At 52.7% G+C, this 24,823-nt stretch carries 23 protein-coding genes; 6 read left to right on the top strand and 17 right to left on the bottom strand.

The window, feature by feature from the left end:
• Positions 1-49: 49 nt before the first annotated feature.
• From sspB to zapE, 5 genes are all read right to left on the bottom strand, one after another.
• Positions 50-553: a ClpXP protease specificity-enhancing factor gene (gene sspB / locus OGY04_RS02390; RefSeq protein WP_032945142.1), complete on the bottom strand. Its 504-nt coding sequence runs from the start codon at positions 551-553 to the stop codon at positions 50-52.
• A 5-nt stretch (positions 554-558) separates the two neighbouring features.
• Complete coding sequence (gene sspA / locus OGY04_RS02385; RefSeq protein ID WP_003025132.1) at positions 559-1,197, bottom strand: stringent starvation protein SspA; 639 nt, start codon at positions 1,195-1,197, stop codon at positions 559-561.
• Between the two features lie 316 nt (positions 1,198-1,513).
• A complete protein-coding gene (gene rpsI / locus OGY04_RS02380; protein ID WP_003025138.1) occupies positions 1,514-1,906 on the bottom strand; it encodes a 30S ribosomal protein S9 in 393 nt (130 codons plus the stop codon).
• Between the two features lie 15 nt (positions 1,907-1,921).
• Positions 1,922-2,350 (bottom strand): 50S ribosomal protein L13, encoded by a 429-nt coding sequence (rplM, locus tag OGY04_RS02375; protein WP_003025141.1) that lies wholly within the window; start codon positions 2,348-2,350, stop codon positions 1,922-1,924.
• Positions 2,351-2,568: 218 nt separating this feature from the next.
• The gene (gene zapE, locus OGY04_RS02370; RefSeq protein WP_286584694.1) at positions 2,569-3,696 is read right to left on the bottom strand and encodes a cell division protein ZapE; all 1,128 of its coding nucleotides are present in this window, start codon (positions 3,694-3,696) and stop codon (positions 2,569-2,571) included.
• A gap of 192 nt (positions 3,697-3,888) precedes the next feature.
• Here zapE and zapG point away from each other — a divergent pair, with 192 nt between their 5' ends.
• The 3 genes from zapG to degS all read left to right on the top strand — a co-directional run bounded on the left by zapG (position 3,889) and on the right by degS (position 6,980).
• On the top strand, positions 3,889-4,287 hold the full coding sequence (gene zapG, locus OGY04_RS02365) for a Z-ring associated protein ZapG (protein WP_003025147.1): 399 nt from the start codon (positions 3,889-3,891) through the stop codon (positions 4,285-4,287).
• A 168-nt stretch (positions 4,288-4,455) separates the two neighbouring features.
• Entirely contained in the window at positions 4,456-5,823 is a 1,368-nt protein-coding gene (gene degQ / locus OGY04_RS02360) for a serine endoprotease DegQ (protein ID WP_286584693.1), read from the top strand.
• Between the two features lie 89 nt (positions 5,824-5,912).
• Entirely contained in the window at positions 5,913-6,980 is a 1,068-nt protein-coding gene (gene degS / locus OGY04_RS02355) for an outer membrane-stress sensor serine endopeptidase DegS (RefSeq protein ID WP_008785952.1), read from the top strand.
• Between the two features lie 147 nt (positions 6,981-7,127).
• On the opposite strand, the gene mdh is transcribed toward degS, so the two are convergent.
• Positions 7,128-8,063, bottom strand: coding sequence for a malate dehydrogenase (gene mdh / locus OGY04_RS02350; RefSeq protein WP_008785953.1), 936 nt, complete (start codon positions 8,061-8,063; stop codon positions 7,128-7,130).
• 436 nt (positions 8,064-8,499) lie between these two features.
• Here mdh and argR point away from each other — a divergent pair, with 436 nt between their 5' ends.
• Entirely contained in the window at positions 8,500-8,970 is a 471-nt protein-coding gene (gene argR / locus OGY04_RS02345) for a transcriptional regulator ArgR (protein ID WP_003025162.1), read from the top strand.
• 376 nt (positions 8,971-9,346) lie between these two features.
• Positions 9,347-9,613 (top strand): peroxide/acid stress response protein YhcN, encoded by a 267-nt coding sequence (gene yhcN, locus OGY04_RS02340; protein WP_003828812.1) that lies wholly within the window; start codon positions 9,347-9,349, stop codon positions 9,611-9,613.
• 57 nt (positions 9,614-9,670) lie between these two features.
• Here yhcN and OGY04_RS02335 read toward each other — a convergent pair whose 3' ends face one another.
• From OGY04_RS02335 to aaeX, 4 genes are all read right to left on the bottom strand, one after another.
• Positions 9,671-9,949: a barstar family protein gene (locus OGY04_RS02335; protein ID WP_003025168.1), complete on the bottom strand. Its 279-nt coding sequence runs from the start codon at positions 9,947-9,949 to the stop codon at positions 9,671-9,673.
• A gap of 119 nt (positions 9,950-10,068) precedes the next feature.
• Entirely contained in the window at positions 10,069-12,036 is a 1,968-nt protein-coding gene (gene aaeB / locus OGY04_RS02330; protein ID WP_048225741.1) for a p-hydroxybenzoic acid efflux pump subunit AaeB, read from the bottom strand.
• Between the two features lie 5 nt (positions 12,037-12,041).
• Positions 12,042-12,974 (bottom strand): p-hydroxybenzoic acid efflux pump subunit AaeA, encoded by a 933-nt coding sequence (aaeA, locus tag OGY04_RS02325; protein WP_057067981.1) that lies wholly within the window; start codon positions 12,972-12,974, stop codon positions 12,042-12,044.
• Positions 12,975-12,981: 7 nt separating this feature from the next.
• Positions 12,982-13,185 (bottom strand): p-hydroxybenzoic acid efflux pump operon protein AaeX, encoded by a 204-nt coding sequence (aaeX, locus tag OGY04_RS02320; protein ID WP_003828816.1) that lies wholly within the window; start codon positions 13,183-13,185, stop codon positions 12,982-12,984.
• A gap of 184 nt (positions 13,186-13,369) precedes the next feature.
• On the opposite strand from aaeX, the gene aaeR reads away from it, so the two are divergent.
• A complete protein-coding gene (gene aaeR / locus OGY04_RS02315) occupies positions 13,370-14,299 on the top strand; it encodes an HTH-type transcriptional activator AaeR (RefSeq protein ID WP_008785957.1) in 930 nt (309 codons plus the stop codon).
• 86 nt (positions 14,300-14,385) lie between these two features.
• Here the strand turns inward: aaeR and tldD are convergent, their stop codons facing one another.
• The 7 genes from tldD to mreB all read right to left on the bottom strand — a co-directional run bounded on the left by tldD (position 14,386) and on the right by mreB (position 24,588).
• The gene (gene tldD / locus OGY04_RS02310) at positions 14,386-15,831 is read right to left on the bottom strand and encodes a metalloprotease TldD (protein ID WP_079938312.1); all 1,446 of its coding nucleotides are present in this window, start codon (positions 15,829-15,831) and stop codon (positions 14,386-14,388) included.
• Positions 15,832-15,994: 163 nt separating this feature from the next.
• Positions 15,995-19,795 (bottom strand): AsmA2 domain-containing protein YhdP, encoded by a 3,801-nt coding sequence (yhdP, locus tag OGY04_RS02305; RefSeq protein WP_286584692.1) that lies wholly within the window; start codon positions 19,793-19,795, stop codon positions 15,995-15,997.
• Positions 19,796-19,906: 111 nt separating this feature from the next.
• Positions 19,907-21,376 carry a ribonuclease G gene (rng, locus tag OGY04_RS02300; RefSeq protein ID WP_003025190.1) on the bottom strand — a complete coding sequence of 490 codons (1,470 nt, stop codon included), beginning with the start codon at positions 21,374-21,376 and terminating at the stop codon, positions 19,907-19,909.
• Complete coding sequence (locus OGY04_RS02295; RefSeq protein WP_286584691.1) at positions 21,366-21,959, bottom strand: Maf family protein; 594 nt, start codon at positions 21,957-21,959, stop codon at positions 21,366-21,368. Before OGY04_RS02295 ends, rng begins: the two co-directional genes overlap by 11 nt.
• A gap of 7 nt (positions 21,960-21,966) precedes the next feature.
• Entirely contained in the window at positions 21,967-22,455 is a 489-nt protein-coding gene (mreD, locus tag OGY04_RS02290; protein WP_003025196.1) for a rod shape-determining protein MreD, read from the bottom strand.
• The gene (gene mreC, locus OGY04_RS02285; protein ID WP_003828827.1) at positions 22,456-23,478 is read right to left on the bottom strand and encodes a rod shape-determining protein MreC; all 1,023 of its coding nucleotides are present in this window, start codon (positions 23,476-23,478) and stop codon (positions 22,456-22,458) included.
• A gap of 66 nt (positions 23,479-23,544) precedes the next feature.
• On the bottom strand, positions 23,545-24,588 hold the full coding sequence (mreB, locus tag OGY04_RS02280; protein ID WP_000913396.1) for a rod shape-determining protein MreB: 1,044 nt from the start codon (positions 24,586-24,588) through the stop codon (positions 23,545-23,547).
• Positions 24,589-24,823: the final 235 nt, after the last annotated feature.

The following is a 24,823-nucleotide window of genomic DNA, read 5'->3' as shown; positions in this document are numbered from 1 at the left end:
AGCCAGAAAACAGAACAGGCCCCAAAGGGCCTGTTTTTCATTTCACTACTTATTTCACTACGCGCAGCGCTGGACGCCCACCGCGAGGCGGTGGCGGAGTATCATCCGGATCGTTGTCGTCGCCATTATCAGGTTTATCGCCATCAATGACCGACATGACCGTTTCACTCTCAAAACCAGACGTGTCGTTGTCGTCATCATTTAAGCTGGCAACATCTTCGTCGTAGGCGGCTTCCGGTTCAAACATCGTACCGGCGCCATTTTCACGTGCATAAATTGCCAGAACGGCAGCCAACGGCACAGACACCTGACGCGGCACACCACCGAAGCGCGCGTTAAAGCGCACTTCATCGTTAGCCAGTTCCAGGTTGCCCACCGCACGCGGTGCAATATTCAGAACAATTTGCCCGTCACGCGCATATTCCATTGGAACCTGCACGTCCTGGAGCGTCACATCCACCACCAGATGCGGCGTGAGCTGGTTGTCCAGCAACCACTCATAGAACGCGCGCAGCAGATACGGACGGCGTGGTGTTAGCTGTGGCAAATCCATACAGGTTAACCCCGGCCCAGACGCATTTCACGTTCAGGCTCAGTCAGAGAAGCCAGGAAAGAGTCACGTTCGAAGACGCGAGTCATGTACCCTTTCAGTTCTTTCGAACCTGCACCGTTGAATTCAATACCCAACTGCGGTAAACGCCACAGCAGCGGCGCCAGGTAGCAGTCTACCAGGCTGAACTCATCGCTCAGGAAGTAAGGTTTCTGGCCAAATACTGGCGCGATTGCCAGCAGTTCTTCGCGCAGACGCTTACGCGCGACTTCGGCTTCAGATGCAGAACCGTTCACGATGACGTTCATCAGCGTGTACCAGTCTTTTTCAATACGCTGCATGTACAGGCGGCTTTCACCACGCGCAACCGGGTAAACCGGCATCAGCGGCGGATGCGGGAAGCGCTCATCCAGGTATTCCATAATGATGCGAGATTCCCACAGGGTCAGCTCACGATCCACCAGTGTCGGTACGCTCTGATTCGGGTTGAGGTCGATCAGATCCTGAGGTGGATTGTCCTTCTCCACATGCTCAATCTCGAAACTAACACCTTTCTCAGCCAGCACAATGCGGACCTGATGGCTATAGATGTCAGTAGGACCAGAAAACAGCGTCATTACCGAACGTTTGTTGGCAGCGACAGCCATGAAAACCTCCAGGTATATTCAGAATTTTTACTGCTACCAGCCACTCAGTGGCCAGCCAGAAGTGATGTCACCCAGACTCGGGAAAGTCATTACTGCTCAAAATACAAACAAAAAATGAACGATACCGGACATTTGGGCAGAAAATTGGATGATAGTTTACCAGATTTTGTGACCTTTGTGGTGAGTCGATTCTTGAAATGGGGAAAAAGAGGTGGCAATCAGCGGATTACCGTGGATCTGAGGCGAGAAATAACGATAAAAAAACCCGCCGAAGCGGGTTTTTTCGCAAATTGTCGTCTGCCGAAGCAGAGTACAATTAACGTTTGGAGAACTGAGGACGACGACGTGCTTTACGCAGACCGACTTTCTTACGTTCAACCTGACGAGCATCACGGGTAACGAAGCCAGCTTTACGCAGTTCGCCACGCAGGGATTCGTCGTACTCCATCAGAGCGCGGGTGATACCGTGACGGATCGCACCAGCCTGACCAGAGATACCACCACCTTTAACAGTGATGTACAGATCCAGTTTCTCAACCATGTCGACCAGTTCCAGCGGCTGACGAACTACCATGCGGGCAGTTTCACGACCGAAGTACTGTTCCAGAGAACGTTGGTTGATTACGATTTTACCACTGCCCGGTTTGATGAAAACGCGAGCTGCGGAACTTTTGCGGCGACCAGTGCCGTAGTATTGATTTTCAGCCATTGCCTATAATCCCGATTAGATGTCAAGAACTTGCGGTTGCTGTGCCGCGTGGTTGTGCTCGTTGCCAGCGTAAACTTTCAGTTTACGGAACATAGCACGACCCAGCGGGCCTTTTGGCAGCATGCCTTTAACCGCGATTTCAAGCACACGCTCAGGACGGCGAGCAATCATCTCTTCAAAGGTCGCTTGTTTGATACCACCGATGTGGCCGGTGTGGTGATAGTACACTTTGTCAGTACGCTTGTTGCCGGTTACAGCAACTTTGTCAGCGTTCAGAACGATGATGTAATCACCGGTATCTACGTGCGGAGTGTATTCCGCTTTGTGCTTACCGCGCAGGCGCAGAGCCAGTTCGGAAGCCAGACGGCCCAGAGTTTTACCGGTCGCGTCAACAACATACCAGTCGCGTTTTACGGTTTCTGGTTTAGCTGTAAAAGTTTTCATTAAAAGCTTACCCAAATAAATAAGTTACACGTTGGTGAACACCCAAACGTTTTGTCAGTTGAGGTTCACACGACATTGTCCAGCAAACCTACCCCTTCGAATAGCCTATGCCGGCGCATAGAAAGTTTTGGGAAAAAAACTCTCTCGTAACGTGGGGTCGCAAGATTATAGAGAAGTCAGGGTCAAAGATCGACCCCTTTATGTGATTTGCGGCAGGTTTAACCGGCTAAATGTTCCCGCTTCAGATACTCTTCGCTTTGCATCTCCTGCAAACGCGACAAACAACGCTGAAATTCAAACTTCAGACGCTCACCCTGATAAATTTCATAGAGGGGTGATGCCGCACTGACCACCAGCTTGACGTGGCGTTCGTAGAACTCATCCACCAATGCGATAAAGCGTCGCGCTTCACTCTCCATCAGCGGGGTCATGACCGGCACATCAGACAACAGCACCGTGTGAAACAGACGCGACAGCGCAATGTAGTCATGCTGACTCCGGGCATCGACGCAGAGCGTGGTAAACGACACCGCCAGCGTTTGGTTTTCGACGGCCAGCGTCTGCATCGGACGATGATTGATCTCCAGCGTTGGCGCATGTTCACCTTTGGTTCCCGCTAATGCCAGCCAAAGCTTATCCATCTGCTGGCGGGTTTCCTCATTCAATGGCGACAACCACAAATGCGCCTGCGTTAAGGTGCGCAGACGATAATCGACGCCGGCATCGACATTCATGATGTCGCAATGCTGATTGATCGCATCAATGGCAGGAAGAAAACGCGTGCGTTGCAAACCGTTACGATATAGCTCATCTGGCGGAATATTAGAGGTCGCCACCAGCGTAATACCGCGGGCAAACAGCGCTTTCATCAGGCCGCCGAGCAGCATGGCGTCGGTGATATCAGAAACAAAAAATTCGTCGAAGCACAGCACGTCGGTTTCGGCCTTAAAGCGGTCGGCGATGATTTCCAGCGGATCGCTCTGCCCCTGTAAGGCAGTAAGCTCTTCATGCACGCGCAGCATAAAACGGTGAAAGTGCAAACGCTGTTTACGTTCGCCCGGCAGGCTATGGTAGAACAGATCCATCAGCCAGGTTTTTCCGCGCCCAACTCCGCCCCACATATATAAACCACGCACCGGCGCGTTGATCGGTGACTCACGCTTGCCCAGCAACTTACCAAAACGCGCCATCAGTCCACTCTCCTGCGGCGCAGGGCGTGCTGGCGTCGTAAGCGCCTGGAAAATGGTTTCCAGTCGATTCACGGCTTCGAGTTGTACGCTGTCGGGTTGATGACTGCCGTCGTTGAGGGCTTGCTGGTAACGCGATGTAGGGGAAAAGCTTTGCATGATGTTATTGTTATTCCTTGAGAATCGATGTGCCGTCGCTCACGGTTGACGAAAAAAAGGCCGTTCTACATTACGTGATATAAACACGGGATTCCACTTCTACGGGATTAGCGGTTATAGTGGCATAATCAGGCGCAGGCATGGAGCCTAAAGCCAACACCCTACGGAAACACAAGACAACGGGAGATGTTCATGACCTGGGAATATGCGCTAATTGGGTTAGTCGTCGGTATCATTATTGGTGCTGTAGCCATGCGTTTTGGTAATCGTAAATTACGCCAACAGCAGGCATTGCAGTACGAACTGGAAAAAAATAAAGCTGAGCTGGAAGAGTACCGCGAAGAGCTGGTGAGCCACTTTGCCCGCAGCGCTGAATTGCTGGATAACATGGCGGACGATTATCGTCAGATTTACCAGCACATGGCGAAAAGCTCCAGCAACCTGCTGCCGGGTATGTCGCCGGAAAACAACCCGTTCCGTAACCGTCTGGCAGAGTCTGAAGCAGGCAACGATCAGGCGCCGGTTCAGATGCCACGCGACTATTCTGAAGGGGCATCCGGCCTGCTGCGTAGCGGCGCAAAGCGCGACTAACCGCACATCGTTAAGAAATTTATTGGGCGCAGCAATTGCGCCCTCCGCTTCTCTTCCTGTCCCAGCTATTATTTAGTCGTTAGCCGCATTGTGACCAAACCGAAAATTCAATAACATCAACCTGTTTTGAATCATCTTCCGTTTACTCAAGGTACGAGAGCAGGATCCATGAAAAAACAAACCCAGCTGTTGAGTGCATTAGCGTTAAGTGTCGGGTTAACTCTCTCGGCGCCATTCCCGGCCGCAGCGTCTATCCCCGGCCAGGTTCCCGGTCAGGCTGCGCTTCCCAGCCTCGCTCCGATGCTGGAGAAAGTGTTACCTGCCGTGGTGAGCGTAAGGGTTGAAGGCACCGCCACTCAGGGGCAGAAAGTCCCGGAAGAGTTCAAAAAGTTTTTTGGTGACGAACTTCCCGATCAACCGTCACAACCCTTTGAAGGGCTGGGCTCAGGGGTCATCATTGACGCAGCCAAAGGCTACGTTCTGACCAATAACCACGTTATTAATCAGGCGCAAAAAATCAGCGTTCAGCTTAATGATGGCCGTGAGTTCGACGCTAAGCTTATCGGCAGCGACGATCAGAGCGATATCGCACTGCTACAAATTCAGCACCCCAGCAACCTGACGCAAATTGCCATTGCCGACTCCGACAAACTCCGCGTGGGTGATTTCGCGGTGGCTGTGGGTAACCCGTTCGGTTTGGGTCAAACAGCCACCTCCGGCATTGTATCTGCCTTGGGTCGCAGTGGGTTGAACCTGGAAGGTCTGGAAAACTTTATTCAGACTGACGCCTCTATCAACCGCGGTAACTCCGGCGGCGCATTGCTCAACCTGAACGGTGAGCTGATCGGTATTAACACCGCGATTCTGGCCCCCGGCGGCGGCAGCATCGGGATTGGTTTTGCAATCCCGAGCAACATGGCGCGCACGCTGGCACAGCAGCTGATGCAGTTTGGTGAAATCAAACGCGGTCTGTTGGGTATCAAAGGCACCGAAATGACCTCGGATATCGCCAAAGCGTTCAAACTGGACGTACAGCGTGGCGCGTTTGTCAGTGAGGTTCTGCCTAACTCCGGCTCCGCAAAAGCGGGAGTGAAATCTGGTGACGTCATTACCAGCCTCAACGGTAAACCGCTAAACAGCTTCGCCGAGCTGCGTTCACGCATTGCAACAACTGAACCTGGGACCAAGGTCAAACTGGGCCTGCTGCGTAACGGTAAACCGCTGGAGGTTGAAGTCACCCTCGATACCAGCACATCATCGTCCGCCAGCGCAGAGATGATTGCGCCTGCGTTGCAAGGGGCCACGCTCAGCGATAGTCAGTTAAAAGACGGCACCAAAGGCATCAAAATTGATAACGTAGAAAAAAGCAGCCCTGCAGCACAGGCCGGTCTGCATAAAGATGACGTTATCATTGGCGTTAACCGCGATCGCGTAAACTCAATCGCCGAAATGCGAAAAGTGCTGGAAGCGAAACCGTCGATCATTGCTCTGCAGGTGGTGCGCGGTAACGAGAGTATTTACCTGCTCCTGCGTTAACGCATGCAACCGGACATCAGCCCCTCGTGTGATGTCCGGTAAACTCGTGATATGCTGCTGCCGTTCCCTTTATTAATGACGCCGCCATCATGTTTGTGAAGCTTTTACGTTCGGTCGCGATTGGTTTAATCGTCGGCGCCATCCTGCTGGCGGCGATGCCCTCTCTGCGAAAAATTAATACGCTTACCGCACCGCAGTTCGACAGTGCAGATGAAACGCCCGCTAGCTATAACCCGGCGGTTCGCCGCGCAGCGCCTGCCGTCGTGAACGTTTATAACCGCAGTATGAACAGTACCGCGCACAACCAGCTTGAGATCCGCACGCTCGGCTCAGGCGTTATCATGGATCAGCGCGGCTATATCATTACCAATAAGCACGTCATTAACGATGCTGACCAAATCATCGTCGCATTGCAGGACGGTCGCGTATTTGAAGCGCTGCTTGTGGGGTCTGATACGTTAACCGACCTTGCGGTGCTGAAAATCAACGCCACTGGCGGGCTGCCAACAATCCCAATTAATAACAAACGCGTGCCGCACATTGGTGACGTGGTACTCGCCATCGGTAACCCGTACAACCTTGGGCAAACCATCACTCAGGGGATCATCAGCGCCACCGGTCGAATTGGCCTGAACCCGACAGGACGGCAAAACTTTCTGCAAACCGATGCTTCCATCAACCACGGAAACTCCGGCGGTGCGCTGGTCAACTCACTGGGTGAATTGATGGGGATTAACACGCTGTCATTTGATAAGAGCAACGATGGCGAAACCCCGGAAGGGATCGGCTTTGCCATTCCGTTTCAGTTGGCGACCAAAATCATGGATAAGCTGATTCGTGACGGGCGCGTGATTCGTGGCTACATCGGTATCAGCGGTCGCGAAATTGCACCACTGCACGCTCAGGGCGGCGGGATGGATCAAATTCAGGGGATTGTGGTTAACGAAGTTTCCCCGGATGGTCCGGCAGCGCAGGCGGGCATTCAGGTTAACGATCTGATTATCTCGGTCAATAACAAACCGGCGGTGTCTGCGCTGGAAACGATGGACCAGGTGGCAGAGATTCGACCAGGTTCAGTTATCTCCGTTGTCGTGATGCGTGATGACAAACAGTTGACGCTGCAGGTAACGATCCAGGAATACCCAGCCACCAATTAACGTCACGTCTGGCGGCCTACTGACCATAAAAAAACCGGAGCATGTTGGCTCCGGTTTTTATTAGGCGATATCGTAGAGAGTTAGTACGTAATGCCTGATGGCGCTACGCTTATCAGGCCTACAAATACACGCAGGCCTCTCTTCGCGTTACTTAACGAACTCTTCGCCCAGAGTAATATCTTTTTTCAGCGTATCCAGCATGCCTTCCAGCGAGCTTTGTTCAAACGCGCTCAGCTTGCCGATAGACTGACGCTCTTCTACGCCGTTTTTGCCCAGCAGCAGCGGCTGAGAGAAGAAGCGAGCATACTGGCCGTCACCTTCAACGTAAGCACATTCAACCACACCTTTTTCGCCGCTCAATGCGCGAACCAGGGACAGGCCGAAACGTGCAGCAGCCTGACCCATAGACAGGGTTGCAGAACCGCCACCGGCTTTGGCTTCCACAACTTCAGTACCCGCATTCTGGATACGTTTAGTCAGGTCAGCTGCTTCTTGTTCGGTGAAGCTTACGCCAGGAATTTGTGACAGCAGTGGCAGGATGGTCACGCCAGAATGGCCGCCAATAACCGGAACTTCAACGTCGCCTGGTTGTTTGCCTTTCAGTTCCGCAACAAAGGTGTTGGAGCGGATGATGTCCAGCGTGGTCACGCCAAACAGTTTGTTCTTATCGTATACGCCTGCTTTTTTCAGCACTTCTGCAGCGATAGCAACGGTAGTATTCACCGGGTTGGTGATGATACCGATACACGCTTTCGGGCAGGTTTTAGCAACTTGCTGCACCAGGTTCTTCACGATACCGGCGTTGACGTTGAACAGGTCGGAACGATCCATACCCGGTTTACGTGCGACGCCCGCAGAGATCAGTACCACATCAGCACCTTCCAGTGCAGGGGTAGCATCTTCGCCGCTGAAGCCTTTGATTTTCACAGCAGTAGGGATATGGCTCAAATCAACGGCCACACCAGGTGTTACTGGAGCGATGTCGTACAGGGAGAGTTCTGAACCTGAAGGCAGTTGGGTTTTTAACAGTAATGCTAGCGCCTGACCGATACCACCAGCAGCGCCGAGGACTGCAACTTTCATCCTAAACTCCTTATTATATTGATAAGCAAAATGTCTATTGCTCCGCGGCGGCGACCTTAATTCACAAATCCAATGAATACAACAACCACGCGTCAAGAATGCGTAGTCACGCAAATTTGGCTTTTATGCATTTAACTTACGTAAAATAAAACCTAAGTTACGTAATTCAAAACCACCCACACAGTAGAGCAACTTTCCAACAGGTGCTGACAATATACCCTACCCGCCTCTCAAAACAACATCAATTTGATAACATTTAATTTACTTTTAACCTTATTTGCGAGCCGTGACACAGGCATGTTTCTTGATAACGAAATTTGATAAAATTCCGCTCTTTCATAACATTATTTCAGCCTTGAACAAGGCAGACTGTTTGCATAAAAATTCATCTGTATGCACAATAATGTTGTTTCTACCGCCATATTACGGGTGACTTATGCGAAGCTCGGCAAAACAAGAAGAATTAGTAAAGGCGTTTAAAGCGCTACTTAAAGAAGAAAAGTTCAGCTCTCAAGGCGAAATCGTCCTCGCGTTGCAGGATCAGGGCTTTGATAATATCAATCAGTCCAAGGTTTCACGCATGCTGACCAAATTTGGCGCCGTGCGTACCCGCAATGCGAAAATGGAAATGGTGTACTGCCTTCCGGCGGAACTGGGCGTACCCACGACCTCCAGCCCGCTGAAAAATCTGGTGTTGGATATCGACTATAACGATGCGGTCGTGGTTATTCATACCAGCCCTGGCGCTGCTCAGTTGATTGCACGTCTGCTGGACTCATTGGGGAAAGCGGAAGGTATCCTGGGTACGATTGCCGGTGACGATACCATCTTCACCACCCCAGCTAAGGGTTTTACGGTAAAAGATCTGTACGAAGCCATTCTGGAACTGTTCGAACAAGAACTGTAATACCGCCTCCCCGTCGCCTCGCGGCGGGGGAAAACACTCTCTTTTCATCCCCCTCCTTCTCTTTTCCACTGCTATTGATTTAACAAATGGTGCGTTTAACCATCAAAATACATTCACATGGTGAATACTCGCCCTTAAAAACGCACATTTTGCAAAATAAAGTATCTACATGATTTAATTAAATTTATTTTGAATAAGCTGTTTGAAATGCTCTTTTTAATTCCATTGAGTTATAAAAAATCATTTTCTTAACACTCAAAACCCAATGAAACAATTAGCGTGGTATTAATTTATCGGGTGATTAGTGTATACTTGATTTTGTGATGAGGGTCACGAAACACAGACCCCAATAAAAGAATTCGACGAGGTAAATATCATGAAAATCAAAACTACTATTGCAACCTTAAGCCTTCTTTCTGTTCTCTCCTTCGGTGCAAGCGCCGCGGTTACTCAGGTGAACTCACAAGAAGCACAGAATCTGCAATCCATCGGTAGCGTCTCCGTCTCTCAGATCGGTAGTTCGCCAATGGACATGCGTCAGGCCATCGCCGCTAAAGCTGAAAAAGCAGGCGCCAGCAGCTATCGCGTCACCGAACTCCGTGAAGGTGCTCACTGGCACGCTACTGCAGAACTCTACAAATAAACCCTCGTCGTCTAAGTCCGACGACTTGCCCCCGCCTGCCGGGGGCTTTTTTATGTCTTACATTGAGTGACGAACGTTAAAACGCAACTGCCCTTCCAGCTCTTCTTCCGCTTCATCGAACAGTAAAATCAACGCGCCGTATCGCCTGCGCAGCTTGTCCGGTAAATGGACAAATTCAATTTCCAGCGGCAGCGGCAAGACCTCCCCGATCACCACCTCCCACAGAGAATCCAAATCAACAACCTTTTCCCGGGCCAGACCGAATGTGCGCGTGAACTCGCGGTAGAAATCGCCCTGATCTTCTATCTCGTCAAAATCAAATGTATAGATGTTCATCTATAGCCACCATCCCGACGCCAGCTACTCTACAGACCGCCAATATCCAGGGGTCTCTCGCATTTTCAGGTAAGTATAGCCATAAAAAAACCGACGCTTTTAGCGTCGGTTTACAACTCTTAATTACTGACCAGCGCATGCTGGTATTTGTGCAGCATCCCACTGAGTCGTTTTACCGGCTCGGTCACCTGCGGCGGTGCTTGCCAGATAATTAATTTCTCCTGGTAGACCTCAAGCTCCTCCAGTAACTGGCTAAAGTAGCGTCGGCGCTTGTCGTCATTTCCTGCTGAAATTACGTGATCGGCAGTACGACGAAGCTGGCGATGGAATGCGGATAGATCCTCGTTTACCGGTACCGGTGCATCACGCAGGCGCTGGTGCGCGATGATCATCGTCAGCGCCAGGCGAAACTTCGCCAGATCGCCGGGAAACTTGTTCATCAGCAAAAACAGCTGCTGATAAAGTGCCGGAAGATGATTTTCTTTACGACGGACTACATTGGTGGTCATTGCTGAAACCGCCGCCGACACGAACTGGTTGAGCAATACGCGGCCTGTTCTGTCACGAGAGTTATCACGCACCAGCAGAATGACGATAAACGCCAACACGCAGCCAACAATCTGCCCCAGCGCACTATCAAGGAACTGGCTAAAGTGGAAGGTCATCGGGTTATCCAGCACAATGATATTAATGGTGCTGGCCAGCGCCCCCATCGATCCCAGCCGTCGTTTCTGTACCTCAATCCCCAGAAAGAATCCCAGCACCGCCAGGCTCAGGCACAGTAACAGCATACTTTGTTGCGTATTAGGGATAATCACCAGGAAATAGAGCGCTCCGAGCGGTAACGCTGCCAACGTCCCATAGATAAAGTCTATCGCCACCATGCGAGGATTTGGCAAACGCATTGCCAGCGAGGTGACGACCGCAATCATCACCATTGCACCGCTGCCGGAGGTCCATCCGGTCCATAGCCAGAATAAGGTCCCCAGCACACAAGAAAGCGTGGTACGCCAGAAGTTAACCATCGCATGATGACGCTCGGCAGACTCCACTTTCACCACCGGTTCACCTTGCAGGATCTCTTCTTCCGTAGCGCTAATCTTGGTATTACTCACCACACCACGTTTGAGCAGCAGGTAGCGCGTCGCCGCACCTGCCCAGCTATAAATCGTTACCGGTGTTTCACGTTCGCCAGTCCAGACAATAACCCGACGCATCCGCTTCAACTGTTTATGGACATCCTGCACCGTTTCAACCGGCGTATCGAACAACTCGCGGAAGGTGTCGGTGATAAGTTCCGGGCGGGTATTTTGAATAAGGTAAGTTTCACAGGACTGAGTAATGAGCGTGAGCGACAGCGTGTTTAATGCTTTGAGTCTGCGATTAGCACGCACCCAGCGTGAAGACTCCATATTGAGGTTGCTGCGCATGCCCTCCAGCGCCGCCGTTCGACGGACTAAATCGCCCCAGGCTTTATCCACGACCTCGCTGTCGCCGTGCTTAATGCACAACTGCATCAGTTGATATTGCGCCACCAGCAGGCTGTCCAGCTCAACATCAATCTCTTGTTTTATCGAACGGGGAGAGAAAAGTAGATCGGCCACAATGGCACAGACAATCCCCATCACAATTTCACTGCAACGTTCGAGCGCAAATTGCGGCGTCAGCAGCGGTTCGGCCTGAATGGTAATGACGATGATCAGCGCCGTATAGCCCGAAAGCCCCCAGGCATAGGAGTTTTCGATCTTCACCAGTGACGAGATCCAGGTACAAAAACCGGCCCAAATACAGCACACCAGGATCATCAATAACGGAGCGCGGATCATACTGATGATAATGATTAGTCCGGCAATACAACCGATAAATGTCCCGACAATACGCAGCATGCCGCGATAGCGAATAGCCCCTGAATAGGGTTCCCCACCGGCAGCAAAGGCCGGGCCTGCCGCCACAATAGCTGCAGTCAGCACCGCCCAACGCGGAGTTTCAAGTTGGAAGTGAAAACCAACGAACAGCGCCAGTACAATCGCGCACGCCAGTTTTACCGCAAAGCGGATATGCTGGTTGGCAATGGAGAAAATACCCATCACGATTAACCAAACTCGCGCAGGCGGTGCGCCATTTTACGGAAGAAGGACTCCTGGCTTGCATCACGGTCCTGCTTACCGGTAATGACAACGGTAGCCGTTGTCCCGGCAGGCCACAGAGTTCCCTGCTGTTCATCAAGGCGGATTCGCACCGGTACACGCTGCGCCAGGCGCACCCATTCCAGATTTGAATCAATGGTCGCCATACCTTTTGCATCCTGCGTACTGCTGGCATTTGTTACCCCCGCCGCCACGCTATCAACGGTGCCTTTTAAGACATTATTACTGCCCAACGGGGTGATCTCAGCGCGATAACCAGGGCGAACGCCTTCCAGTTTGGTTTCTTCCATATAGGCCAGCACATAGAAAGAATGCTGTTTGACCAGTGCCACCGCTGTGGAACCACGTGTAATAAATTCGCCGCTATAGACGTTCAGGTTAGTGACCCAACCGTCTGCTGGTGCGCGAATGACGGTACGTTCCAGATCTAATTTTGCCAGGTCGCGGGTCGCTTGTGCTTTCGCAAGCTGGTGTAATACGGTTTGCAGGACGTTGTTTGACTGGTCAATCTCTTCACGAGACATGGCCTGCACGCCCAGGCGGTTACGACGACCAGCCTCCTGGCGTTTTTCCTGGGCCAGAACCTGATAATAAGAAACATCAGCTTCGGCCTGCTCAAGGGCTTTCTTATAGCGTGGCTGATCGATGGTGAACAGAATCTGATCCTTTTTCACCAGTTGGTTATCATGGACGTTAACGTTGGAAATAAGACCCGCAACATCCGGCGCAATAGCGACGACATCTGCGCTGAAACGCGCATCACGTGTCCATGGCGACTCGGTGTAATACACCCATGCGCGAAAAATAGCGATGAAGGCCAGAATGACCAGTACGAGAGTCGTGGCCGTACGGGAGAGTTTTTTTGTTAGTGTTTTCACTTCAACCTCAAACGAACAGGCGCGTTATTAAATAGAACAGGCAGCAATACAGCGCGGTGTTAAACAGAGCCGGATGCCAGACAAAATCATAGATGCCGGTTGGAACCAGCATCCGGCGCACCAGCCAGAAAATCGCCAGTGACAAAAGTAATTCGAAAAAAATCGGTGGGAAGGACAAACCAAACACCACGATAACGGGAAACAGACTCATGTTGACCTTGGTAACTTAAGAGAGTGCAGGTGATAGATTTTCTAGCGTATGTCACCGCAGAGAAGGGCAAGGATGAGCCAGGCGAGAGCGACATAGCTGTTATTTGAATAATAATATATTAACGTAACTGTTATGCTGTTATCTATATTATGTGATCTAAATCACTTTTAAGCCAGAGTGAACAATGGAACGATTAAAACGTATGTCGGTGTTCGCCAAAGTCGTCGAACTGGGCTCCTTCACCGCCGCCGCAAGACAGCTACAAATGAGCGTTTCATCGATAAGCCAGACGGTCTCCAAACTGGAAGATGAGCTACAGGTTAAGCTGCTAAACCGCAGTACACGCAGCATTGGGCTGACCGAAGCCGGTAAAATTTACTACCAGGGCTGCCGGAGAATGCTGCACGAAGCGCAGGATGTTCACGAGCAGCTTTATGCCTTTAACAACACGCCCATCGGCACACTGCGCATTGGTTGTTCTTCAACCATGGCACAAAATGTCCTCGCCGGATTGACCGCGACCATGCTGAAGGAATACCCCGGTCTGACGGTAAATCTGGTAACAGGCATCCCGGCACCGGATTTAATCGCCGATGGTCTGGACGTGGTTATCCGCGTCGGTGCGTTGCAGGACTCCAGTCTGTTCTCGCGTCGCCTGGGTGCCATGCCGATGGTAGTCTGCGCGGCTAAAAGCTATCTCGCACAGTTTGGTGCTCCGGAGAAACCCGCCGATCTCAGCAACCACTCGTGGCTGGAATACAGCGTGCGCCCGGATAATGAATTCGAGCTTATCGCTCCGGAAGGAATTTCCACCCGCCTGATCCCAGAGGGTCGTTTTGTGACTAACGATCCGATGACATTGGTGCGCTGGCTGGCTGCGGGTGCAGGCATTGCCTATGTGCCGCTAATGTGGGTGATCAATGAGATCAATCGTGGCGAAGTGGAGATCCTCCTTCCCCGCTACCAGTCGGATCCGCGTCCGGTCTATGCGCTATATACCGAAAAAGACAAACTGCCGCTCAAGGTCCAAGTGGTGATTAACTATCTGACGGAGTATTTTGTCGATGTAGCGCAGCTTTTTCAGGGGATGTACGGCCGGGGAAAAGAGAAATAAAAAGAGTATTGGCCGGATAAGGCGTTGACGCCGCGTCCGGAAAGATGCCCGATATCGCTGATGCTTATCGGGCATACATCATGATGTTATGCAGTACCACCCACCGTCAGGTTATCCACCTTCAGCGTCGGCTGGCCCACGCCCACCGGCAGGCTCTGCCCTTCTTTACCGCACACACCAACCCCGTTATCCAGCTTCAGGTCATTACCAACCATCGAAATCTGCTGCATCGCTTCGATACCAGACCCAATCAGCGTCGCGCCTTTCACCGGTTTGGTTACTTTACCGTTTTCAATCAGATACGCTTCAGACGTCGAGAACACGAATTTCCCGGAGGTGATATCCACCTGGCCGCCGCCGAAGTTAGGCGCATAAATGCCGTATTCAACGGATTCGATGATTTCCTGCGGCGTGGATTTCCCCGGCAGCATGTAGGTGTTGGTCATACGTGGCATCGGCAGGTGCGCGTAAGATTCACGGCGACCGTTACCCGTTGGCGCGACGCCCATCAGGCGCGCGTTCAGTTTGTCCTGCATGTAGCCTTTCAGAATACCGTTTTCGATCAGCACGTTGTACTGACCCGGTGTGCCTTCATCATCAATAGCCACAGAGCCACGACGGTCCGCCATTGTGCCATCATCCACAACGGTACACAGTTCCGACGCCACCAGCTCACCCATGTGACCGCTGAATACCGAGGTACCACGGCGGTTAAAGTCACCTTCCAGACCATGACCGACCGCTTCATGCAGCAGAACGCCAGGCCAGCCAGCGCCGAGTACTACCGGCAGCGTACCAGCAGGTGCTGCTACCGCGGACAGATTAACTAACGCCATGCGTACGGCTTCTTTCGCCCACGCGTCAGCACGGACTTCACCATCAAGGTCGCCAAGGAAATAGTCATAGCCAAAACGACCGCCACCACCGCTGGCACCGCGCTCGCGCTTACCGTCCTCTTCGACCTGTACGCTTACGGACAGGCGTACGAGCGGACGAACGTCAGCGGCCAACGTACCGTCGGTCGCGGCTACCAGGATCAGTTCATAAACACCGGTCAGGCTGGCGGTTACTTCCTGGACGCGTTTGTCGGCGGCACGGGCCACGCTATCAACGCGACGCAGAATATCCAGTTTCTCTTCGCGGCTCATGCTCTGTAATGGATCAACCGAAGTGTAAAGCGCCTGATGCTCAACCGCTCCCAGCGTTTTTACTTTGCCGTCACCGCTGTCACGCACGATAGTACGGGCAGCATGAGCACTTTGCTCCAACGCCAGCAGGCTGATCTGGTCTGCATAGGCAAACCCTGTTTTTTCGCCGCTGATGGCGCGCACGCCAACACCCTGATCGATATTGTAAGAGCCGTCTTTAATGATGCGGTCTTCTAAAACCCAGGATTCGTGATAGCTCGACTGAAAGTAGAGATCGCCGTAGTCAAGACGGCGTTCGGCCAGTTGGCCCAGAATGGCGAACAGATCCTGATGTTTCAGGCCATTCACCGCTAGCAATTGTTCACTTACCAGGTTCAGACTCATCGTTTTGGTACTCATTAGTTTCTGTTGTAGGCCTGATAAAACGCGCCAGCGTCGCCATCAGGCACTTCAATGCCGGATGGCGGCGTGAACGCCTTTTCCGGCCTACGGACTGCGGTAGAAGATCACTGTACTGAGATTGGGGCAATTACTCGCCCCCGTCAAATCATTGCTGGCTTTCTTTGCGCGGCTGACGCAGAACTTCGTTAATCTGCGGTTTATCGACCGGACCGGTGATGCGATAACGCAAAATCGAAACTTTGCTCCACAATGGTCCCAGAACCTTACTGGCAGCAAACACCGCCGCACCGACAATCGGGTTGACAGCAAACGCAGCGGCAACCCCTACGGTGGCAGAAATTTCAGGCGCGACAATGGCTTCCATATCCAGCTCCCGACGGACCAGGTTCACTGAGCCTTTCATCGCAATGTCTGCCTCCAGACCATCCACCAGCGTGTCGTCGGTATGCATCACACCATCTTTGATCCACGCCGTGCTGCGAATCGAGTCGAAATAGAAACCTTCACTGAAGGTATCGCTAAAATCAAAACGCAGTTTACGTAGCAACGCATCAAAGCTCAGCAGTCGCAACAGTTGCCCCGCATGCCCGGTACTGAGTTCGGTAAGCTCACCTTTGCCCAACCGGGTACGCAAAATCCCATTCAGCGAAGCTTCGTCCGGATCCCATGGCGGGTTACGCCAGTGCAGGTCATACTCCACGTTGAACGAAGAATTACGAATCGGGGTCGATACGCCAAAGAAACTGGCAGCGGAGTCAATTTTACTGCCGCTCAGTTTACCCTTCAGTGACGTTCGCTCTTTGCCCGGCGCATTCACCCACACGCCATCGGTGGTCAGTCTGGCAAAGCCCGTATCCAACAGACCGTTGCTCAACGTTAGCGTGTCGCCTTTAATTGCTACATCGGCATCAATGCGCCCATATTTCTGTCCCCACATCCAGCACTCGGCACAGCGTAACTGAAGGTCCGGCCAGCCGCGGAAGCTGAAGTTGTCCACGGCGGAAAACGGCGAGGCTGATGTGTTGCCCGGTGACGCTTTCGCCGCGCTAGGGTTGTAATAAAGATACTTAATATTGGCCAGCCATGGCGCATTATTGCGCATCGCCAGCGTGGCGTTAATTTCACGACCCTGCGCCTGTACGATGGAGCCATTGCTCGCAGGCTCAGACACAATACTCAAATTATTCCACTGCTGACCGCCCAGGGATAACGATGGCGTACGCACGGTGATGCGTTGTGGGAAGTTGGCATTAGTGCCAACGTTATCCGCTGCGCCTTTTTGGAACAACGCCAACCATTGCGCGCCATCCATAGGGGGAAGATTAAGCTCAATGCCTTGCTGATCGGGTAACGCGGGCACAGTACGGCTTTCCGACGTCCAGATAGCGCGGTCAAGCGTCAGTTTCTGATTCAGCAGCCAGCGGCTGTTAAAGTGGTTCTTACTGCCAGCATTACCGGTCAGTTCAAAGCCGCGCAGATTGCCGTTAGCCTTAACGTTTACCGGCAACGCTTCACCGGGCGCCTTATTCAGCGGAGCCGGTAAGTGACTACTTACATTCTTCAGGTCACCCTTAAGCTCAATGTCGTAGGTCGGCCCGGCATGATACGGAAGATCGATACCCACTTTGCCATTCCACGCCATGCTGCCACTTAACGCATCGTTGACCTGCGCCGGTAAAATCCCCATGCGGGTTGGCTGCCAGTCGCCTTGCAGGTTCACGGCTACCTGATAGGCTTTCGCCCCTTCGGTGGTAGAGAAGTCGACGTTCAGCGGCTGATTAAACCAGTTCGCCGTCATCGGCTCGCTCTTCAGATCGCCGTTGATAAAGCTGAATTTACCATTCAAATTCTTCAGCGTGCTGTCGAGTGGTTTAATAAACAGACTGTTATTACGCAGGTTGACGTCGCCTTTGGCGGTAACCAGCGAGCCGTCTAGCGGAATATCAAGATGTAAGCGAGCATTCACATCGCCGTCAATTTGCAACTGTTCCAGCGTGGCACCGAGAGAATCCTTCAACGGAGTCTCATCAAAATAAGGTCCAACCGCCTTGCCTGGCCCGTTGATATCGGCATCAATCAGCAGCTTTTCTTTTGCATAGTCGGGAATATTAGCCGTCAGGTTACTGGCCTTCACGCCGCCTAGATTGACGCTATCCGTCTTCATCCACAGGCCATCGTTAATGAAGTTTAGTTCGATATTAAGATCGGTTAGCGCAGGCCAGTCGGGCTGGAAAGCAAATTTCGCATTGCGTAGCGGCACCAGGACCTGAAACTGCCCTTCATTGTGCAGATACGGGAACAGATTCGGGTTACCGCCATACACCAGCGTGGCGTTATCCGCCTCGCCGCCTTGAATAGCGCCGCTGAGATAGTCAACCAGATCCTTACCCATCAGGTTTTCCGGGAAATAGCGCCAGGCCTGGGAGCCATCGTCGGTGCTGATACCGGCCAGAATGCCCAACCATGGCTCATCATCAGCCGGTTGCAGATAGCGAAAACCACCGCGCGCATGTACCGCTTTCGCTTTAACATCAATGTTGCGCCCGTCTAACTGGAAGCCTTTATCATTCTTCAGCCAGCTTAGCGTCGCCACGCCGTTCTCTATTTCCAGCGGCGCGCGGAAGACGGTTTCATACGGCATTTTTGCTTGTTTCATGGAGGCGGTGAGCGCCCCATTTTCAACGCTGCCCGCAAGCGTACCGGAGAAATGTTCTGCCCCCGGCAGCAGCTTCCACTGTTTCCAGGCCAAATCGGTCCACGAGGACAGGAAGCGGGTTTTTTCTGTCGCCTGTAACGGGATATCCAGCGCAAGCACATCTATTTTGCCGCTGGGTTGCGTGGCCCGCCAGATATCACCCAGCGCAGGCGATAACCTGGACGCCATCGGACGCAGTCCTTCTAACCCGGCCAATTCCAGATTACTGGCGCGAATGCGTAGCTCATCACTGCGTTTGTTATTCTCGCCACCGACTTCCTGCTCAGGGATCCAGGCCAGCGTTAATGCCCCGCTCGGCCAGGGCTTATCATCCATGGTGATACGCGTATCGGGAATAGAGAATTGCCAGCCCGGCTCTTCACGGCTGATGTGCGCCGTCAGATTATCGACGGAGAGCGTGTGCGTACGATTTTCACCCAGCCAACTAGCTCCGCCTTTTTTCAGCCAGACATCGCCACCAGAAACGACGCCTTTGCTGATCGTCATCCATGCTTCCAGGCTAAAACGCGCGGTTTGTAGCGCGACATTATCCTGCATCCATTTGCCCAGCCACGGTTTGACGTCGATGTCGTCTGCCTGCAGCCAGACTCGACCGTTATTCAACAGCCCTTCGTCATCACGCAGATCCATACGCACCTGCATAATGCCGTGCTGTCCGGTCAGGCTGGAGAGGCTGACCTGACCCTCGGCGCGATGCCGATTTTTACCATTCAGCCAGGTAAGCTGGGGGATCGCCAGTTCAGCACGTTGACCTGAGAGGGTTATAAAGCTGATATGGCTGTCGCGTAGATCGAAATGATCAAACTGACGCAGGAAGAGATCGCTGAGATGGCCGGTTTCAATCCCATCTCCGCCTTCGCTGCGCTGGATAGGCGTATTGGTGCGCAACTGCAGTTGCCAGAAGGTGAGATCGCGAAACTGCCAGCGCATGTGCAGCAAACTTTGCCAGACATCCAGCGCCAGCGTGACGCGTTTTACCGAAAATTCTCCCCCATCTTTCAGCTGCGCATGGATATTACGCGCTTCAAGCGTAGGACCGAAATTTTGCCAGCTGGCAGAAAGCTGACTAGCGGAAACAGGTAGACCTGTGGCGGATTCAATCTTGCCAAGAATGGCCGGACGCCAGCTATCAAGATGAGGTAACGCAAGGCGCAGTCCACTGACCAGCAGCGCTGCGATGACAACGAATGCGGCTCCAGTGAGCAGTAAAATCCCCGGCAATCGCCTCACGCGCCTCTCCTTGTCTACCAAAAAATATGACTCACACCCCTTGAGTGAATATTGCCGGATAACGGCGCTTGCGCCTTATCCGGCCTACATGCGCGGGTGCCACTACACGATTTACATCATGACGACGTCGAACTGCTCCTGGTTATACAGCGGTTCGATTTGTACTTTGACCTGTTTGCCGACAAAGATCTCAACTTCCGCCAGCGCATGTGACTCTTCACCTTTCAGGGTTTCAGCCACTGCCGGAGAGGCATAAACCAGGAAACGATCGGAGTCATATGCATGGTGTACGCGCACGATTTCGCGCATGATTTCATAGCATACGGTTTCCACCGTTTTCACCGTACCACGCCCATGGCAGGTCGGACACTCGTTGCACAGTACATGTTCCACGCTTTCACGTGTGCGTTTGCGCGTCATCTCCACCAGGCCCAGCTGTGAAAAACCGTTAATGCTGGTTTTTACGCGATCCTTGCTCAGAGCCTGCTCCAGGGAGTGCAGCACCCGGCGACGGTGATCTTCATTATTCATGTCGATAAAATCGATAATGATAATACCGCCGAGGTTACGCAGACGCAGCTGACGAGCAATGGCCTGCGTTGCTTCAATATTAGTATTAAAGATAGTGTCGTCGAGATTACGATGCCCAACAAACGCGCCGGTGTTGATATCCACGGTGGTCATCGCTTCGGTTTGATCGATGATCAGATAGCCGCCGGACTTCAGCTCAACTTTGCGTTCCAGCGCGCGCTGGATTTCATTCTCAACGTCAAAGAGATCAAAAATAGGCTGGCGCCCGCTGTAATGTTCCAGCTTGCTGGTCATCTCGGGGATATATTCCGCCGTAAATTCCAGTAACGCCTCATAGGTCAGACGGGAGTCAACGCGGATGCGGTCCAGCTGTGCATCGGCAAAGTCACGCAACACGCGCTGTGCCAGGGCCAATTCACCGTACATCTGGTAGCGCGTTTGCGGGCGCTTTTTACGCTCCATGACTTTCGTCCAGACGCGCTTCAGGTAGGCAGCATCCGAGGCCAGATCCTCTTCACATACGCCTTCCGCCGCCGTGCGAATGATGAAGCCACCCTGCTCATCGCAGTAATCCGCCACCACTTTTTTCAGGCGTTCGCGTTCGGTTTCGCTTTCGATACGTTGGGATACGCCAACGTGCGAAGCCCCCGGCATAAAGACGAGATAACGGGAAGGAAGCGTGATGTCCGTCGTCAGGCGTGCGCCTTTAGTTCCCAACGGATCTTTTACCACCTGCACCATCAGATCCTGACCCTGGCGCACCAGTTCAGAGATGTCGCGTACGGTGAACTGTTTTTGTTCTTCACCCGCCACGCATTCGGTGTGCGGCATGATGTCAGAAGCGTGAAGAAATGCGGCTTTATCCAGTCCAATATCTACAAAAGCCGCCTGCATACCCGGAAGTACACGACTTACACGACCTTTGTAGATATTGCCTACGATTCCGCGTCGCGCCTCACGTTCAATATGAATTTCCTGCAGAATACCACCATCAATGTAAGCCACCCGAGTTTCCGATGGCGTTACGTTTACCAACAATTCAGCCGTCATGTTTATCCCTTTTCTCACGCAGTGCGTTAAAATTGGTCAGCAACTCATACGTTTCTACCAGCGGTAAGCCGACTACGGCGTGATAGCTGCCATTGATCTTCCTGACAAAACAGCCACCCAACCCTTGAATACCGTATGCACCTGCTTTATCCATTGGTTCACCGCTGGCAACATAGCCCACGATGTCCTCATCGGTTAGTGCTCTGAATGTCACTTCCGTCACTACCAGGCAGTCCAGACTGTGCTGGCGATCGGCCAGTGCCACGGCCGTCATAACTTGATGCGTTTTGCCCGACAGTTTGCGCAGCATTGCTGCGGCATGGTCGGCGTCGTGAGGTTTTTCCAGCACTTCGCCATTAAGGATAACGATGGTATCCGCACCCAATACCGGCAAATCGCGCTGTGCCAGCGCTACGCCAGCCTGCGCTTTTTCGCGCGCCAGACGGGAAACGTACTGCTGCGCGCTTTCCTGCGGGTGCCGCTGTTCTTCAATCCCAGGGACCAGTCGTTCAAACGTAACACCAAGCTGAGCGAGCAACTCCTGACGACGTGGAGAACCTGAAGCAAGATACAGAGTATTCATATCAACCTTATTGCACCGCAAACTGCTGACGGACTTTACGCATCAGTAAGAATAGCCATGGCCAAAGCACACCATTCACTACACTACTCCAGAACACTTCAGGTCTGAAAGAGACGTTGATCACTAAAAACTCGGCCCAGAAAACAATAATATCCACGACCAGTGATAACAACATGACCACCAGCGCCTGTTGCCAGAGCGCGAGGTTTCGGAATAGCTGGAATTTCAACGCGACCAGATAAGCAATGATACTCATCGACAATGCGCGCACGCCAAGCGTGGAGCCGCTGATGAGATCCAGTATGGCACCCACCACAAATCCCGTGCCCACATTTACGCGATGCGGCAGTGCCAGGATCCAATACAACAAGATGAGCAGCACCCAGTTTGGCCGGAAAACCAGAATGTCATCCGGCCAGGGCATGACTTGCAGCAACAGTGCAATAAGGAACGAGAGCCAAATCACCCAACGTCCCTGGCTACGATAGCTTGCCACTTACTGTCCTCCCGGCTTACGCGGAGCAGGTTGTGGCGGCGTGGTATCTGCGGGCGCTGGAGCCACGCCTGTTGCAGGTGCTGGCATTGGCGCAGGCGGTCCCATGGTATCTGGTGCAGGCAGAACTTGCGGCATCATCTGCATCAGACGTTCATTAGCAACGCGGTGTACTTCTTCCGGCGTCATCGGGTTTGCGCCATTACGATCGGCACCCCACAACAGCAGCAGATAGCGCAGACGCTGCAGACCCGCGGTCGGGCGAGCCTGAATCACGGTATAAGCGCGCTGAGTGTCCAACTTAACGGAAGAAACAACAGCAACCGGATAACCTTCAGGGAAACGTCCACCCAGACCCGAGGTGACCAGCACATCGCCAACGCGAATGTCGGTGTTGGCTGGCAGGTGTTCGAGTTGAAGATCGTCGGTGCAGCCGTTACCCGCAGCGATCACGCGGATATCGTTACGCAGTACCTGAATGGGCAGCGCATGCGTCGCATCGCAAATCAGCAGCACGCGGCTGGTCAATTTAGCCACCGCCACGACCTGACCTACTACGCCTTTGTCGCTAATAACCGGCTGGCCTTCGTAGACGCCGTTAACGCTCCCTTTGTCGATCACGACCTGATCGCTGTAAGGGTCATTAACCGTTGAGATGACCTGCGTCACCATCTTTTGTTCGTCCTGACGCAATGGCGATCCCAGCAGCTCACGCAAACGCGCGTTCTCCTGTTTGTATTGCCCCAGCATCAGCAGTTCGCTGTTTTTCAGCAGCAGTTCCTGACGCAACGCCCGGTTTTCAAGTTCGAGTTGGTCACGCGAAGCCAGCGTTTGCGACACGCCGTCGAGTAATTCACGAGGACCATTTGAGATAAAGTAGAAAGGACTGACGGCGGTATCCATGTACGTTCGGATTTGACTAAACGTACCCAGGCGGCTGTCGGCAATAATAACGCCGAGCGCCACCAGCACCGCCAGAATAAGGCGAATCTGTAGCGACGGGCCACGGCTAAAAATTGGCTTCATAGTCTATGCGTATTCTCGTATCAGAGCGGAAGGGCAACCCGCGGGGGCTACCCAACCTGCATCCGATTACTCTTCGCTGAACAGGTCGCCGCCGTGCATGTCGATCATTTCCAGCGCCTTGCCGCCGCCGCGCGCCACGCAGGTCAGCGGATCTTCAGCAACAACAACTGGAATACCGGTTTCTTCCATTAACAGACGGTCAAGGTTACGCAGCAGCGCACCGCCACCGGTCAGCACCATACCGCGTTCGGAGATATCAGACGCCAGTTCCGGCGGGCACTGTTCCAGTGCAACCATTACTGCGCTCACGATACCGGTCAGTGGTTCCTGCAGGGCTTCCAGAATCTCGTTAGAGTTCAGGGTAAAGCCGCGCGGAACGCCTTCAGCCAGGTTACGACCGCGAACTTCGATTTCGCGCACTTCGTCACCCGGATAAGCGGAACCGATCTCGTGTTTAATACGTTCTGCGGTCGCTTCACCGATCAGTGAACCGTAGTTACGACGAACATAATTAATGATGGCTTCATCGAAGCGGTCGCCGCCAATACGGACAGAAGAGGAGTAAACCACGCCGTTCAGGGAGATAACGGCAACTTCAGTGGTACCACCACCGATATCCACAACCATTGAACCGGTTGCTTCAGAAACTGGCAGACCCGCACCGATCGCGGCCGCCATCGGCTCTTCGATCAGGAAGACTTCACGAGCACCTGCGCCCTGAGCGGATTCACGGATCGCACGGCGTTCAACCTGAGTTGCTCCAACCGGTACACACACCAGTACGCGCGGGCTTGGGCGCATGAAGCTATTGCTGTGCACTTGCTTGATAAAGTGCTGGAGCATTTTTTCAGTCACGAAGAAGTCAGCGATAACGCCATCTTTCATTGGGCGAATTGCAGCGATATTGCCCGGCGTACGACCCAGCATCTGCTTCGCATCATGACCTACTGCAGCCACGCTTTTCGGCGAACCGGCACGATCCTGACGAATGGCCACAACAGAAGGCTCATTCAATACGATGCCTTGTCCTTTTACATAAATAAGGGTATTCGCGGTACCCAGGTCAATGGACAGGTCATTGGAAAACATGCCACGAAATTTTTTCAACATACTAAGGGATAATCCTGAAAGCTGGGGCGGAAAACAAAATCCGCTTACTTTACCAACCACACGCAGCAGCGACAAGGCGCAAAAATCATCTGCTACGGTGAAAATTAGTGCAGTTCGTTTCCTTTGTTACAAAACCGGCCTGAGTCCATCAGGGCTGAATAAATCAGCAGCACTCCTCGCTTTTGTTTGCAACCTGTCAAAGGTCATTCACCTGCATGTTTGCTGTTACAACCTG

Source organism: Citrobacter sp. Cpo091 (genome assembly GCF_030332645.1).
GTDB lineage: Bacteria > Pseudomonadota > Gammaproteobacteria > Enterobacterales > Enterobacteriaceae > Citrobacter > Citrobacter portucalensis.
The sequence above is the reverse complement of the archived record's forward strand: the minus strand, read 5'-3'. Positions and strand labels throughout refer to the sequence as shown.